Raw genomic sequence first — 14415 nt, 5'->3', positions numbered from 1 at the left:
CCGTGGCGTCATGGGGGAGATCACTTACACCAAGGGCGACGCCACGGCCCCGTCCGTGAAGGGCACCAAGCTGATCGCGCACGTGTATAACGACATCGGGGGCCGAGGCGGGGGCAGCACGGACCCGGGGCACGTGACACGCCCTGAAGGGGCGCGGGGAACTGCGCGACCAGCCACAGCCGGCCTGCGGCCGAACACATACCGCGGGGGTACGGCGAGAGTTGCCCTGCCGCGCAGCGGAAAATGGTCCAGTGTCGAGCCGCTGATCATGGCCCGGCTGGTCGAGCGCAGTATCGCGGTCACCGTCTACGACTTCGGTCAGGACTCTGCCGCCACCCGCACCCCTTCTTGAACCGGCTGTCCAAGTCCGGGAGCCGGTGGAGGGCGGCCCCCGCCTCGACGCGCGTCGAAGGACAGGGCCGCCCACCCGGTCCGCGCTCAGTCCGTGTGCACGTCGTTCGTCGCTGCGATCTTCGTCCACGACTTCGGCTGAATCGCGGTTGCCGCAGCTCCCGCGATCGACGCGCCCCGCGCCGCCGGCGCCCCCGGCTTCGACGGCTGGAACAGCCATGTGTCGAACAGCGCGGCCAGCGGCTGACCCGACACCTCCTCGGCGTACTTCTGGAAGTCGGCCACCGAGGCGTTGCCGTAGGCGTGCCGCTGCGGCCACCCCTTCAGCACCGCGAAGAACGCCTCGTCACCGATCTCGTTCCGCAGCGCCTGGATGGCCAGCGCCCCCCGGTCGTAGACCGCGATGTCGAACTGGTTCTCCGGCCCCGGATCACCCGGCCGCACCGTCCAGAACGCGTCGTCGGCCGGGTGCGAGGCGTACACGTAGTCGGCGAGTTCCCGTGCCGTGCCCTCGTCCTCGTGCTCGGACCACAGCCACTGCGCGTACCGCGCGAAGCCCTCGTTGATCCAGATGTCCTTCCAGCCGCTCACCGACACCAGGTCGCCGTACCACTGGTGGGCCAGCTCGTGCACGACCACCGAGGTGTTGGAGCCGTTCGCGAACTGGCGCGGGCTGTAGAAGGGCCGGGTCTGGGTCTCCAGCGCGTACCCGGTGTTCGTGTTCGGCACGTACCCGCCGAGCGCGTCGAAGGGATACGGTCCGAAGTACGAGCTCAGCCAGTCGGCGATCTCCCCGGTCCGCTCGACGCTGGCCCGCGCGGCACCGTAGTTGGCCCCCAGGTCCTTGCTGTAGGCGTTGACGACCGGGATCCCGCCGTCGGTCGTGCCGGTGGTGAGGTCGAACCGGCCGACGGCCAGCGTCGCCAGATACGTGGCCTGCGGCTTGTCGGAGCGCCAGTTCCAGCGGGTCCAGCCCAGGCGTGAACTCGTCGACTGGAGGGTGCCGTTGGAGATGGCCTGGCTGCCGTCCGGGACCAGCACCGACACGTCGTAGGTGGCCTTGTCGAGCGGGTGATCATTGCTGGGGAACCACCACCACGCGGCCTCGGGCTCGTTCGCCCCGACCCCGCCGTCCGGAGTGCGGTGCCAGCTGGTGAAGCCGTACGCCTGCTTCGACGACGGAACTCCGCTGTAGCGCACCACGACCGTGATCGCGGTCCCCTTGGCCAGCGGCGACTTGGGCGTGATCTCCAGCTCATGCTCGCCCGACGTGGTGAAGGACGCCTTCGTGCCGTTGACCCGCACCTCGCTCACATCGAGCAGGAAGTCCAGGTCGAAGCGGGACAGATCCTGCGTCGTACGCGCGAGGAGGGTCGCCGTACCCTCCAACTCGTCCGTCGACGGCTGGTACTTGAGCCGCAGGTCGTAGTGCGAGACGTCGTAGCCGCCGTTGCCGTAGTCCGGGTAGTAGGGGTCGCCGATGCCCGGCGCGCCGGGGGAGAAGCTCGCCGCCGACGCCGGGACCGCCAGCATCAGGGAGGCCGCCGCGAGGGCGCCCGGTGCGATGAGTCTGCGGTGCACGAGAACTCCAAGTCGTGGGGGGACCAAGTCGGTTCGCAGCCTATTCACCACCTGTGAGCTGGATGTGTCCACGACCACCCCTGTCACACGATCGCCATTCGGCCGACATGGTCTCAAGGGGCCCTCTTTTGCCCGGGAGTTGACCGCAGTAACGTCCGCGCATGCCGACAAGCACGCGCTTCACGATCTGGAGACCGCTCGCGACCGCCCTCGCGGCCACCGCCGCCCTGCTGGCGACCTTCCTCGCACCCGCGACCGCACAGGCGCAGACAGCGCCGCGCGAGAGCCAACCCGTCTACTCCTACGAGCACGCGGTCCGCGAGGCCGTCTGGGTGGACACCCGGCTCGACGGCGACGGGGACGGGAAGTCCGACCGCGTCGCCGTCGACATCGTGCGGCCCCGCGAACCCGCCCAGAGGGGCCGCAAGGTCCCGGTCATCATGGACGCCAGCCCGTACTACTCCTGCTGCGGTCGCGGCAACGAGAGTCAGCTGAAGACGTACGACGCCAACGGCCGTGTCGTCCAGATGCCGTTGTTCTACGACAACTACTTCGTGCCCCGCGGCTACGCCTTCGTCGGCGTCGACCTGGCCGGAACCAACCGCTCCGACGGCTGTGTGGACGTCGGCGGCCGCTCCGACATCCAGTCCGCGAAGGCCGTCGTCGACTGGCTGAACGGCCGGGCCACCGCCTACACGACCCGCACCGGAACCCAGAAGACCAAGGCCGACTGGACCAACGGCAAAACCGGCATGATCGGCAAGAGCTGGGACGGCACCATCGCCAACGGCGTCGCCGCCACCGGCGTGAAGGGCCTGAAGACCATCGTCCCGATCAGCGCCATCTCCACCTGGTACGACTACTACTTCGCCCAGGGCGCCCCGCTCTACGACTCCGGGCCCGACTGGCTCTCGGACTACGTCGACAGCCCCGACGCCCGCGCCAAGTGCGCCGCCGTCCAGCAGAAGCTCGTCGACCAGGCACCCCGCACCGGTGACCGGACCCCGCTGTGGACCGAGCGCGACTACGTCAAGGACGCGCGCAAGGTCAAGGCCAGCGTCTTCCTGGTGCACGGCATGCAGGACCTCAACGTCCGTCTCCAGCACGTCGGTCCGTGGTGGGACGCCCTCGCGAAGAACGGCGTCCAGCGCAAGATCTGGCTCTCCCAGACCGGCCACGTCGACCCCTTCGACTTCCGACGCGCGCAGTGGGTCGACACCCTGCACCGCTGGTTCGACCACGAACTCCTCGGCTACGACAACGGCATCGACCGCGAGCCCATGGCCGACATCGAACGCCACCCCGACCAGTGGGTCACCTCCAAGTCCTGGCCCCCGCGCGGCACTTCGGCCACCACTCTGCGCCCCGCGCAGGGCACCCGGCCGGGCGTCGGCACCCTCGGCCTGAGCAGGGCCAGGGGCACCGAGACCTTCACCGACGACCCCGCACTGAGCGAGACCGACTGGGCCGCCCGGATCGACACCTCGACCCCCGACAAGGCGGGCTTCACCACCGGCACCCTCACCGGGGACCTCCGCCTGTCGGGCGCCTCGAAGGTGACCGTCACCGCGACACCCACCACCTCCACGGCCCACCTGTCCGCCGTCCTCGTGGACCTGGGTCCCGACACCATCCGTGACTACGCGGCGAGCGGGGAAGGCATCAGCACCCTGGCCGACCGCACCTGCTGGGGACTGAGCACCACCGGTGACAGCGCCTGCTTCAAGGAGACCCGGGCGAAGACGACCGCCGTCGACTACACGGTGGTCAGCCGCGGCTGGGCCGACCTCGGCACCTACGCGGATGCCGGGAAGGGCGTCCCGCTCACCCCGGGCAAGGCCTACACCATCACCCTCGACCTGGGCGCCACGGACCACGTCGTGCCCGCGGGCCACCGTCTCGCCCTGATCGTCGCGGGCACCGACAAGGACCTCATCGACCCGCCGCCCACCCGGCCCACCCTGACGATCGACCTGGCCCGTACCTCGGCCCGGGTCCCCTTGGTCGGCGGCGCCGCCGCCTTCGCGCACGCCACGAAGGGCGCCCGGACCGCCGTACCGCAGGAGGCCGGGGCGCTCGACGGTGTCCGGGCGCCGCGCACCGCCCACCGTGTCCCGGAGGGTGGATGAGCCGGCGAGCAACCGGTGACGGAGCCGGACACCGGCCGGTGAATCGGCGCTGATCTGCGGCATCTGTGGTAGGTCCTGGGGAACTGTGTGAAAACCGGCGTACCCACCGCCCCAGGGGAAGGTGCCGCAGATGACTGAAGACCTGAAGAAGAGAGGTGGCCGGGAAGGCCCCATGGGCGTTCTCGGCCACCGGACCGACCGGGTGGTGTTCGGAGTCACCGCCGTCATCACCCTGGCCTTCGTGATCTGGGGCTGGGCGGCGACGGACTCCCTGGAGGACGTCTCCACCACGCTGCTCGACGGGCTGATCCACAACGGCGGCTGGGCCTTCATGCTGGCCGCCTCGTGCTTCGTGGTGTTCGCCCTGTGGCTCGCGATGAGCCGTTACGGCCGCATCCACCTGGGCGCCGAGGGCGAGGAACCCGAGTTCAGAACCGTCTCCTGGGTCGCCATGATGTTCAGCGCCGGCATGGGCATCGGCCTGATGTTCTACGGCGTCAGCGAGCCGCTCTCCCACTACACGACCCCGCCGCCGGGCACCGATCCAGCCAACTCCGGTGAACGCATGGAGACGGCGATGGCGACGACCCTCTTCCACTGGACCCTGCACCCGTGGGCGATCTACGCGGTGGTCGGCCTCGCCATCGCCTACAGCACCTTCCGCAAGCGCAGGCGCCAGACCATCAGCGCCGTCTTCACCCCCCTCATCGGGGAGCGGCACGCCAACGGCGCCGCCGGCCGGGTGATCGACATCCTCGCGATCATCGCCACCGTCTTCGGCTCCGCCGCCTCCCTCGGTCTCGGCGCCCTCCAGATCGGCTCCGGCTTCCAGGAGCTGGACTGGATGAACCACGTCAGCACCGGACTGCTCGTCGCCATCATCGCCGTACTGACCCTGGCCTTCGTGCTCTCAGCGGTCTCCGGCATCGAGCGGGGCATCCAGTGGCTGTCCAACACCAACATGGTGCTGGCCCTGGTCCTCGCGGTCTTCGTGTTCGTCGCGGGGCCCACGATCATCGTCCTCGACCTGCTGCCCACCTCGATCTTCTCCTACCTCGGCGACCTGCCCCAGCTGGCCGGCCGCACCGAGGCCAGCGGCGGCAAGGGCGTCGCGGACTGGCTCGGCAGCTGGACCGTCTTCTACTGGGCCTGGTGGATCTCCTGGACGCCCTTCGTGGGCATGTTCATCGCCCGCATCAGCCGAGGCCGCACCGTCCGCCAGTTCGTCGGCGGGGTCATCCTGGTGCCCAGCACGGTCAGCCTGGTCTGGTTCGCGATCTTCGGCGGCACGGCCATGAAGCTGAAGGAGGGCGGCGCGCTCGGCGGCGAGGACACCCCCGAGGGCCAACTCTTCGCGGTGCTCCAGGAGTTCCCCATGGCCACCGTCACCAGCCTGCTCGTGATGATCCTGGTCGGCATCTTCTTCGTGTCGGGCGCCGACGCCGCGTCCATCGTGATGGGCACGCTCTCCCAGAAGGGCGCCCTCGAACCCGGCCGTTTCGTCGTGGTGTTCTGGGGCGTGGTCACCGGAGCGGTCGCCGCGATCATGCTGCTCGTCGGCAGCGGCCAGGGCGACGCGCTCACCGGCCTCCAGAACCTCACCATCCTGGCCGCCGCGCCCTTCGTCCTCGTCATGATCGGCATGTGTGTCGCCCTCATGCGCGACCTGCGCCGGGACCCGGTCATCGTGCGCGGCGAGATGGGCTCCGAGGCCGTCGAACTCGCCGTGATCGAGGGCCACCGCAAGTACGACGGCGACTTCGGGATCCAGATCGGCCCGGGCCCCGGCACCGAGACGGAGGGCGACCCGCTGGGCCACGACCACGCCTGAGAACGGCCGGCGCGCGGAGGGGGCGGGCACGACCGCCTCCTCCGCGCACCGATGTCAGGCCCCCCTCCCGCCGGTCCCCCTTCGACCACGCGTACGCCGCCCACGCCTGGCCGGGCTCCCAACTCCTCCTCGTCGGGCGACCCCGGCGGCCCGGCCGTAGCGGAATGCCCCATGCCGTGCGCAGACCTGCCCAAAGCCGGGAATACTCACACCATGTCTGCCGCCTACGCGACCTTCGGCCTGGCACCGGCGATGCGTGCCGGTGGAGTCCTCGCCAACGGTGACTTCCAACTGCACCGCGACTTCGTGGACTTCATCGTCGACAGCCGCCCGCTCCTCTTCCAGCTCTCCGACCTCGACGCCGTCTCCCCCCTCGCCTCCGACGTGCCGCCCGCCATCTTCACCGCACAGGTCCGCAGCCTCCTGGGCGAGACGGACGCCCCGCTGCCGGGCGGCCGTCACGTCATCTACGGCTGTCCCGAGTGCGAGGACCTGGCCTGCGGGGCCGTCACCGCCGTCATCGAGCGGGACGGTGACGACTTCATCTGGCGCGACTTCGCCTGGCAGACCGAGGAGACCGTGGACCTCCGCCTCAACGGCTACCACGGCATCGGCCCCTTCCGCTTCCAGGGCGCCGAGTACCGCGCGGCACTGGACTCCCTCCTCCAGGAGGAGACCCGGCGGGCCCGCCGCCGCGTCCTGCTCATCGGCGCCCGCGTCGCCGTCCTCGCCAAGCTGGCCGCCGCCCTGCGCTCCATCGGCATCGGCGCCGACATCACGCACGGCGTGGGCGGGGTCCCCGCCGACGAACTGCGCGGCTACGGCGCCGTCGCCTTCGGCCGCGCGATCAGCGAGGAGGAACGTGCCGCCGTACGCCGGTCCTTCGCCGGCGCGGGCATCGAGGTGGCCTACGTCGACGGCCTGGCCCCGATCGTCCCGCTCCTCGTGGCCCAGATAGAGCACGCCCTCGACCGCAGCCCCCTCGCACAGCGCCGACTGATCAGGCTGGTCGCCGCCGACGGCGAGGCGGGCGTCGAGGTCACCTCCCCGTGCCGGGTGCGGCTGACGGCGTACCGCCTCGACCGCCTCTACCGCACCCACGCCCAGGAGGTCTTCGACGGCGTCCTGGAAGCGGGCCGGCACCGGATCGCCCTGGACGCCAAGGCGGTCAAGGGAGAGTCCTTCGTGGTGGCACGGACCTCGGGAAGCGTCCTGGTGGAGGCGATGGCCCGGTGAGGAGCGGAGGCGGGCGACCGGTGCCTCGCGGAGGAGAGGGCCCGCTGAAATCCCGAGCGCCGGCCGTCCCCCACGGCCACTAGGATCGGCGGTCTGATGACTGCCACCCTCGTCGCCAAGAACCTCGCCGCCGGCCACGGCGACCGCTCCCTGTTCAGCGGGCTCGACCTCGTCGTCGCACCCGGAGACGTCATCGGCCTGGTCGGGGCCAACGGCGCCGGCAAGTCCACGCTGCTCAGGATGCTCGCGGGCCTGCTCGCACCGGAGGAGGGCGAGCTCAGGCTCTCCCCGCCGACGGCGACCGTCGGTCACCTCCCGCAGGAGCCGGAGCGCCGCCCGGGCGAGACCGTCCGGGAGTTCCTGGCCCGCCGCACCGGCGTCGCCGAGGCCCAGCAGGTGATGGACGACGCGACCCAGGCCCTGGTCGACGGAGCCCCGGGCGCGGACGACGCCTACGCCACCAGCCTGGAGCGCTGGCTCGACCTGGGCGGCGCCGACCTCGACGAACGCGCCGAGGAGGTCGCAGACTCGCTCGGCCTCGCGGTCGACCTGGACCAGCCGATGACCTCGCTCTCGGGCGGCCAGGCGGCCCGCGCCGGCCTCGCCTCCCTCCTGCTCTCCCGCTACGACGTCTTCCTCCTCGACGAGCCGACCAACGACCTCGACCTGGACGGCCTGGAGCGCCTGGAGAAGTTCGTGAAGGGCCTGCGGGCCGGCACGGTCGTCGTCAGCCACGACCGCGAGTTCCTCACCCGCACGGTCACCAAGGTCCTCGAACTCGACCTGGCCCAGCAGCAGATCACCCTCTACGGCGGCGGCTACGAGGCCTACCTGGAGGAGCGCGAGGTCGCCCGCAGGCATGCCCGGGACGACTACGAGGAGTACGCCGACAAGCGGGCCGCCCTCCAGGACCGGGCGCAGATGCAGCGCTCCTGGATGGACAAGGGCGTCAAGAACGCCCGCCGCAAGGCGAGCAACGACAACGACAAGATCGGCCGCAAGTTCCGCAGCGAGGCCAGCGAGAAGCAGGCCGCGAAGGCCCGCCAGACCCAGCGCATGATCGAACGCCTCGATGTCGTCGAGGAGCCGCGCAAGGAGTGGGAACTGCGCATGGAGATCGCGGCGGCCCCCCGCTCGGGAGCGGTGGTCGCCACGCTGCGGGACGCCGAGGTGCGCCAGGGCAACTTCGTGCTCGGCCCGGTCACCCTCCAGATCGACTGGGCGGACCGGGTGGCGGTCACCGGAGCGAACGGCGCCGGCAAGTCGACGCTGCTGGCCGCCCTGCTCGGCCGGGCGGCGCTGTCCGCCGGCCAGGCCGCCCTCGGCTCCGGCGTCCTGATCGGCGAGGTCGACCAGGCCCGCAAGCTGTTCCACGGCGAGGAGTCGCTGCTCGACGCCTTCTGCGCGGCCGTCCCCGACACCGAGCCCGTGGAGGTCCGGACCCTCCTGGCCAAGTTCGGCCTGAAGTCCGACCACGTCATGCGTTCGGCGGCGACCCTGTCACCGGGGGAGCGGACGCGCTCCGCGCTCGCGCTGTTGCAGGCCCGCGGTGTGAACCTGCTGGTCCTGGACGAGCCGACGAACCACCTCGACCTGCCGGCGATCGAGCAGCTGGAGTCGGCCCTGGACGCCTACGAGGGCACCCTGCTCCTGGTCACCCACGACCGCCGCATGCTGGACGCGGTGCGCGTGAACCGCCGCCTGGAGGTCGCCGACGGCAAGGTGACCGAGCGCTAGGGCCGACCGGGCGCAGGGGTGCTAGTCCGTGAGTCGGCGGGCGAGCGAGGGATAGTCGACGACGAGTCCGTCCTCGTCGAACAGGAGGTCGCTGCGGAAGTCGCCGGAGGCGAACCGCACCCGTCCGCCCGCACCCGTCCGCTCCAGATGGGTGTAGGTCTGCGGCGAGGGCCGTACGGACAGCTCGGGCACCGACACCCACGCCATCAGGAACTCCCGTTCCCCGGGCGCCCGATGGAGCCCGTGCCGCAGCACGGGCATGGCGTTGGTGAGCGGACACAGCCCCAGATCGCAGTCGAGCGCCCCGTCGAGCCCGGGCAGCGGCTCTCCGTCGGCGGCCCACCGGCCGTGTCCGTCGTGGGCCAGGTCCAGGGTGCGGGTCCCCGACCCGGTCTCCGCCGTGACCGCCAGTCGGCGGGTCACGAAGTCATCGCCGGTCTCGAGCTCGTACGAGATCCAGTACGGCTCGGGAGCGACCCCGACCGCTCTGCCCCGCGCCCGCAGTGAGCCCTCGCCGAACTCCGCCCAGGCGGTCTCGTAGCCCCGGCTCTCGAACACTTCCCAGGTGACGGTGCGCGAAGTGACCATGCCCTTCACCCTAGGTGTCCGCCACCCTCGGCGTGCGGGAGGCGGTGCGAGCCTCCCGCACATGCCGGGTCGGGTCAGCGGCGGCCGTTCTTCGGATCGACGATCCCGGCCCGGCGCAGGGCATCGGCCATCGCGCTGTTGGCCGGAGCCGGCGCCGACCGCTGCTGCTGGCGCGGTTGCTGCTGCCGCTGCTGGGGCGGCCGCCCGCCCCGCTGCTGACGGCGCTCCCCACCGGAGGGCTTCGCCGCCGCCTCGTCGTCGAGCCGCAGCGTCAACGAGATCCGCTTGCGCGGGATGTCGACCTCCAGCACCTTCACCTTGACGATGTCACCCGGCTTCACGACGTCCCGGGGATCCTTCACGAACGTCTTCGACAGCGCCGAGACATGCGCCAGGCCGTCCTGGTGGACACCGACGTCGATGAACGCCCCGAAGGCCGCCACGTTGGTCACGACGCCCTCCAGCACCATCCCGGCCACCAGGTCGGAGATCTTCTCGACGCCCTCCTTGAAGGTCGCCGTCTTGAAGGCGGGACGGGGGTCACGCCCCGGCTTCTCCAGCTCCTTGAGGATGTCGGTCACGGTCGGCAGGCCGAACGTCTCGTCCACGAAATCCTGCGGCCTGAGCGACCGCAGCACGCCGGTGTTCCCGATGAGGGACGCGACCTCCTGCCCCGCGGTCTTCACCATCCTGCGCACCACCGGATACGCCTCGGGATGCACGCTGGAGGAGTCCAGCGGGTCGGAGCCGCCCCGGATCCGCAGGAACCCCGCGCACTGCTCGTACGCCTTGGGGCCCAGCCGGGCCACCTTCTTCAGCTCGGTGCGGGAGGTGAACGGGCCGTTGGTGTCCCGGTGCGCCACGATGTTCTCGGCGAGCCCGGAGGTGATCCCGGAGACCCGGGCCAGCAGGGGAGCGGACGCGGTGTTGACGTCGACCCCGACGCCGTTCACACAGTCCTCCACGACCGCGTCCAGCGAGCGCGACAGCTTCACCTCGGACAGGTCGTGCTGGTACTGGCCCACGCCGATCGACTTCGGGTCGATCTTCACCAGCTCCGCGAGCGGGTCCTGGAGCCGGCGCGCGATGGAGACCGCGCCGCGCAACGACACGTCCATGTCCGGCAGCTCCTGCGAGGCGAACGCGGAGGCCGAGTACACCGACGCGCCGGCCTCGGACACCATCACCTTGGTGAGCTTCAGCTCCGGGTGTTTGGTGATGAGTTCACCGGCGAGCTTGTCGGTCTCGCGGGACGCCGTGCCGTTGCCGATCGCGATCAGCTCGACCGCGTGCTCCTTGGCCAGCCGGGCCAGCTTGGCGATCGCCTCGTCCCACCGGTTGGCCGGGACGTGCGGGTGGATGACGTCGGTGGCCACGACCTTGCCGGTGGCGTCGACCACGGCGACCTTCACGCCGGTACGGAAGCCCGGGTCGAGGCCGAGCGTCGCGCGCGTGCCGGCCGGGGCGGCGAGCAGCAGGTCGCGGAGGTTCTTCGCGAACACGTCGACCGCCTCGTCCTCGGCGGCCGTCCGCAGCCGCAGCCGCAGATCGATGCCGAGGTGCACGAGGATGCGGGTCCGCCAGGCCCAACGGACGGTGTCCTTCAGCCACTTGTCAGCGGCACGGCCACGGTCGGCGATGCCGAACCGGTGGGCGACGACCCCCTCGTACGACGAAGGGCCGTCCGTGGGCTCCTCGGGCTCCAGGACGAGGTCGAGGATGTCCTCCTTCTCGCCGCGCAGCATCGCCAGGACGCGGTGCGAGGGGAGCTCCTTGAAGGGCTCGGAGAAGTCGAAGTAGTCGGCGAACTTGGCGCCCGCCTCCTCCTTGCCGTCCTTCACCTTCGCGACCAGGCGCCCGCGCACCCACATGCGCTCGCGCAGTTCACCGATCAGGTCGGCGTCCTCGGAGAAGCGCTCCGTGAGGATCGCGCGGGCGCCGTCCAGCGCGGCCTGCGGGTCGGCGACGCCCTTGTCGGCGTCGACGAACGCGGCGGCAGCGGCGAGCGGGTCGACCGTCGGGTCACCGAGCAGGCCCTCCGCGAGCGGTTCGAGCCCGGCCTCGCGCGCGATCTGCGCCTTGGTGCGCCGCTTCGGCTTGAACGGGAGGTAGATGTCCTCGAGGCGCGCCTTGGTCTCCGCGCCCCGGATCTGCGCCTCCAGTTCGCCGGTGAGCTTGCCCTGCTCGCGCACCGAGTCGAGGATCGCGGTCCGTCGCTCCTCCAGCTCCCGCAGATAGCGCAGCCGCTCCTCGAGCGTGCGCAGCTGCGCGTCGTCGAGCATCTCGGTCGCTTCCTTGCGGTAGCGGGCGATGAAGGGAACCGTGGAACCGCCGTCGAGCAGTTCCACGGCCGCCTTGACCTGCCGCTCCCGTACGCCGAGTTCCTCGGCGATCCTGCCTTCGATGGATCCGAGGTGGGTGGACCCGCTGGACCCGGGTGTCGTCACGATCCCGTACCGCCTTCTCACTGAGGTTGCGCGGCAATTGTGGCAGGCGGCACCGACAGTCGGGGATCAGGGCGCGGTCGTCCCGGCCGCGGTCGTCAGGCCCTGCGGCTCCTCGTCGAGCCGGACGCACCGCCGAAGAGCCGGGCCAGCGCCCGGAAGGGCAGCGTCACGACGGTGGCGATGGCGCCACCGATCTGGCGCAGTACGTCTGCGATCGCGCGGAACATGTGCATTCCCCTTTCCTCTCCCGGCCACCACGACCGGGAGAAGAACGGGTACCTCACAGACGCGCGGGCAATCTTCGTCGCGGGGATGCGGGGATGCGGGGATGCGGGGATGCCGGGGAGGCCGGGAAGCGGGGACGCGGGGAAGCGGGGAAGCCGGGGATGCCGGGAAGCCGGGGATGCCGGGAAGCCGGGAAGTCGGGAAGCGGGGGTCCGGGAGTGCCGGAGTTTGGGAGCCCGGGAGCCCGCAAACTCGGGAGCCTGCAAGCCTCCAAGCCCGGGAGCTCGCATGCCCGGGAGCCCGCAAGCCCGCAGACCCGGGCGCCCGTCAGCCCCCCCGGGAGTCCGCAGGTTCAGCGCTTGCCGATCAGGTCCGCCGGGTACGCGCCCGCGGCCACCGCCGTCCGGGCGAACCCGCCCGCCAGCTCCGTCAGCCGCCGCACGCCTTCGGCGCCGAGGTGCTCGTACGGGGCCAGGTCCAGCCGGTCCGTCTCCGCCTCGATCTCCTCGCGCAGGGCGGCCCCGCGTTCCGTCAGCTCGCCGTCGGCGTCGAGGAGCTCGCGCTCCTGGAGCTGCCCGACGGCCGCGTCCCATTCCGCCCGGCTCCAGCCGCGCGTGGTGAACACCCAGGACGGTGTCATGCCCCGACCTGTCGCGGTGTGGGTCACCAGCGCCTCCAGCCCGTCGAGTTCTGCGGACATCAGGGCGGCGAGATGCCCGTCCCCCCGGTGCTCGCGCAGCAGCGTCGCCGCGTGCCAGAACGCCAGGTGCGGCTCCTCGGGCACCGGCAGGTCGGCGTGGGCGGAGTACAGCGGGCGGGCGGCCCGCGAACAGCCCTCGGCGGCGTGCAGCGCGAGCCGCGCGGCCTCGGCCATCTCGTCGCAGGCCAGGACCTCCTCGCCCAGCAGGCGGCGCAGCGTCGTGTCGACGGCACGCGCGCGTGCGGCCAGGACCTGCTCCGGCCCGGCGGTCCGCCACACCGCGGGCACGTGCTCGGCGACCAGGTCGTGCTTGTAGTTGTAGAACGCCGCCGTCACCGCCCCCGCGCCGACCGGTCCCAGCGCGGCGGCCCGCACCGCGAAGTTCACGGCCCTCGGATGGGTGACGCCGACCGAGGCCAGCTCCTTTCCCAGGTCGGGGGAGAAGTAGTGCGTGGCGTGCAGCGAGTTGAGCGCGTTGTGACAGCGGCGACCGGCACGGGGTTCCAGGGCGGCAGTAGTCATGCCCCGCAGGTTACCGACCGCTTGGTATCCACTCGTCGGGGGAGCGGTGCATGGCAGGAAAGGTGGGGAACTCGTCATTGCAGCCGTCACCGACCGCCCCAAGAATCAGGGGCATGGCCCAGCGAACCGTTCTCTTCGTCCTCTTCGACGGGGTGCAGAGCCTCGACGTCACCGGCCCCCTGGAGGTCTTCGCCGGCGCCGAGCAGCACACCCCGGGCAGCTACCGCATCCGCACGGCCTCGCTGGACGGCGCCGCCGTGCGCACCTCCAGCGGCCTGACCGTCGTACCGGACGAAGCGCTCGCGGGGGCCGACACCCCGCACACCCTCGTCGTGCCCGGCGGCCAGGGCACCCGGCGCCCCGACGCGCGCCTCGCCGACTGGCTGCGGGAGCACGGGCCGCGCGCCGAGCGCCTGGTCTCGGTGTGCACCGGCGCGATCCGGCTGGCGGAGGCGGGGCTGCTGGACGGCCGCCGGGTCACCACCCACTGGGCGTACTGCGACAAGCTCGCCCATGACCACCCGGCCGTGGAGGTGGACCCCGATCCCATCTACGTGCGCGACGGGCACGTCTCGACATCCGCCGGTGTCACCTCGGGCATCGACCTCGCCCTCGCCCTGGTCGAGGAGGACCTCGGCCGTGACGCGGCCCTCACCATCGCCCGCCACCTCGTCGTCTTCCTGCGCAGACCCGGCAACCAGGCCCAGTTCAGCGCCCAGCTCGCCGCGCAGACCGCGCAGCGCGAACCGTTGCGCGAGGTCCAGCAGTGGATCACCGAGCACCCGGACGCCGACCTGAGCGTCGAGAGCCTCGCCGTCCGGGCCCGCCTCTCGCCCCGCCACTTCGCCCGCGCCTTCCAGACCGAGACCGGCATGACCCCCGGCCGCTACGTCGACCGGGTCCGGCTCGAACACGCCCGCCGCCTGCTGGAGGACACCTCCGACGGCGTCGAGGAGATCTCCCGCGCCAGCGGCTACGGCACCCCCGAGGGCATGCGCCGCGCCTTCGTCAGAGCCCTCGGCACGGCCCCGTCCGAGTACCGCCGCCGCTTCCACCCGGCCCAGTGAA

The 14415-nt window shown here is 71.4% G+C and carries 11 protein-coding genes; 6 read left to right on the top strand and 5 right to left on the bottom strand.

Features of this window, described 5'->3' with window-relative positions; genetic code table 11:
• Positions 1-10 precede the first annotated feature (10 nt).
• Positions 11-352 carry a macro domain-containing protein gene (locus tag AQJ54_RS47755; protein ID WP_107121064.1) on the top strand — a complete coding sequence of 114 codons (342 nt, stop codon included), beginning with the start codon at positions 11-13 and terminating at the stop codon, positions 350-352.
• 86 nt (positions 353-438) lie between these two features.
• Here the strand turns inward: AQJ54_RS47755 and AQJ54_RS14260 are convergent, their stop codons facing one another.
• Positions 439-1932 (bottom strand): M1 family metallopeptidase, encoded by a 1494-nt coding sequence (locus AQJ54_RS14260; protein ID WP_062237560.1) that lies wholly within the window; start codon positions 1930-1932, stop codon positions 439-441.
• Between the two features lie 161 nt (positions 1933-2093).
• On the opposite strand from AQJ54_RS14260, the gene AQJ54_RS14255 reads away from it, so the two are divergent.
• From AQJ54_RS14255 to abc-f, 4 genes are all read left to right on the top strand, one after another.
• Positions 2094-4061 (top strand): Xaa-Pro dipeptidyl-peptidase, encoded by a 1968-nt coding sequence (locus AQJ54_RS14255; RefSeq protein WP_062237558.1) that lies wholly within the window; start codon positions 2094-2096, stop codon positions 4059-4061.
• Positions 4062-4191: 130 nt separating this feature from the next.
• Entirely contained in the window at positions 4192-5892 is a 1701-nt protein-coding gene (locus tag AQJ54_RS14250; RefSeq protein ID WP_062029212.1) for a BCCT family transporter, read from the top strand.
• Positions 5893-6105: 213 nt separating this feature from the next.
• A complete protein-coding gene (locus tag AQJ54_RS14245) occupies positions 6106-7128 on the top strand; it encodes a hypothetical protein (protein WP_062029214.1) in 1023 nt (340 codons plus the stop codon).
• A 96-nt stretch (positions 7129-7224) separates the two neighbouring features.
• On the top strand, positions 7225-8865 hold the full coding sequence (gene abc-f / locus AQJ54_RS14240) for a ribosomal protection-like ABC-F family protein (RefSeq protein WP_062237556.1): 1641 nt from the start codon (positions 7225-7227) through the stop codon (positions 8863-8865).
• 21 nt (positions 8866-8886) lie between these two features.
• On the opposite strand, the gene AQJ54_RS14235 is transcribed toward abc-f, so the two are convergent.
• The 4 genes from AQJ54_RS14235 to AQJ54_RS14225 all read right to left on the bottom strand — a co-directional run bounded on the left by AQJ54_RS14235 (position 8887) and on the right by AQJ54_RS14225 (position 13347).
• Positions 8887-9453, bottom strand: coding sequence for a putative glycolipid-binding domain-containing protein (locus tag AQJ54_RS14235; protein WP_062237554.1), 567 nt, complete (start codon positions 9451-9453; stop codon positions 8887-8889).
• 74 nt (positions 9454-9527) lie between these two features.
• Positions 9528-11900 carry a Tex family protein gene (locus tag AQJ54_RS14230; RefSeq protein WP_062237553.1) on the bottom strand — a complete coding sequence of 791 codons (2373 nt, stop codon included), beginning with the start codon at positions 11898-11900 and terminating at the stop codon, positions 9528-9530.
• Positions 11901-11995: 95 nt separating this feature from the next.
• Positions 11996-12127 (bottom strand): LPFR motif small protein, encoded by a 132-nt coding sequence (locus AQJ54_RS45630; protein ID WP_252100555.1) that lies wholly within the window; start codon positions 12125-12127, stop codon positions 11996-11998.
• Between the two features lie 350 nt (positions 12128-12477).
• A complete protein-coding gene (locus AQJ54_RS14225) occupies positions 12478-13347 on the bottom strand; it encodes an SCO6745 family protein (protein WP_062237551.1) in 870 nt (289 codons plus the stop codon).
• A gap of 113 nt (positions 13348-13460) precedes the next feature.
• Here AQJ54_RS14225 and AQJ54_RS14220 point away from each other — a divergent pair, with 113 nt between their 5' ends.
• Complete coding sequence (locus tag AQJ54_RS14220; protein ID WP_062237549.1) at positions 13461-14414, top strand: GlxA family transcriptional regulator; 954 nt, start codon at positions 13461-13463, stop codon at positions 14412-14414.
• Position 14415 lies beyond the last annotated feature (1 nt).

The organism is Streptomyces griseorubiginosus, from assembly GCF_001514195.1.
GTDB lineage: Bacteria > Actinomycetota > Actinomycetes > Streptomycetales > Streptomycetaceae > Streptomyces > Streptomyces griseorubiginosus.
The sequence above is the reverse complement of the archived record's forward strand: the minus strand, read 5'-3'. Positions and strand labels throughout refer to the sequence as shown.

What these genes read in the sequence shown, in the direction of transcription:
- AQJ54_RS14255 (WP_062237558.1), top strand. Translation starts at nt 2,094, where the DNA reads ATGCCGACAAGCACGCGCTTCACGATCTGGAGACCGCTCGCGACCGCC.
- AQJ54_RS14250 (WP_062029212.1), top strand. Translation starts at nt 4,192, where the DNA reads ATGACTGAAGACCTGAAGAAGAGAGGTGGCCGGGAAGGCCCCATGGGC.
- AQJ54_RS45630 (WP_252100555.1), bottom strand. Translation starts at nt 12,127, where the DNA reads ATGTTCCGCGCGATCGCAGACGTACTGCGCCAGATCGGTGGCGCCATC.
- AQJ54_RS14225 (WP_062237551.1), bottom strand. Translation starts at nt 13,347, where the DNA reads ATGACTACTGCCGCCCTGGAACCCCGTGCCGGTCGCCGCTGTCACAAC.
- abc-f (WP_062237556.1), top strand. Translation starts at nt 7,225, where the DNA reads ATGACTGCCACCCTCGTCGCCAAGAACCTCGCCGCCGGCCACGGCGAC.
- AQJ54_RS14245 (WP_062029214.1), top strand. Translation starts at nt 6,106, where the DNA reads ATGTCTGCCGCCTACGCGACCTTCGGCCTGGCACCGGCGATGCGTGCC.
- AQJ54_RS14235 (WP_062237554.1), bottom strand. Translation starts at nt 9,453, where the DNA reads ATGGTCACTTCGCGCACCGTCACCTGGGAAGTGTTCGAGAGCCGGGGC.
- AQJ54_RS14220 (WP_062237549.1), top strand. Translation starts at nt 13,461, where the DNA reads ATGGCCCAGCGAACCGTTCTCTTCGTCCTCTTCGACGGGGTGCAGAGC.
- AQJ54_RS47755 (WP_107121064.1), top strand. Translation starts at nt 11, where the DNA reads ATGGGGGAGATCACTTACACCAAGGGCGACGCCACGGCCCCGTCCGTG.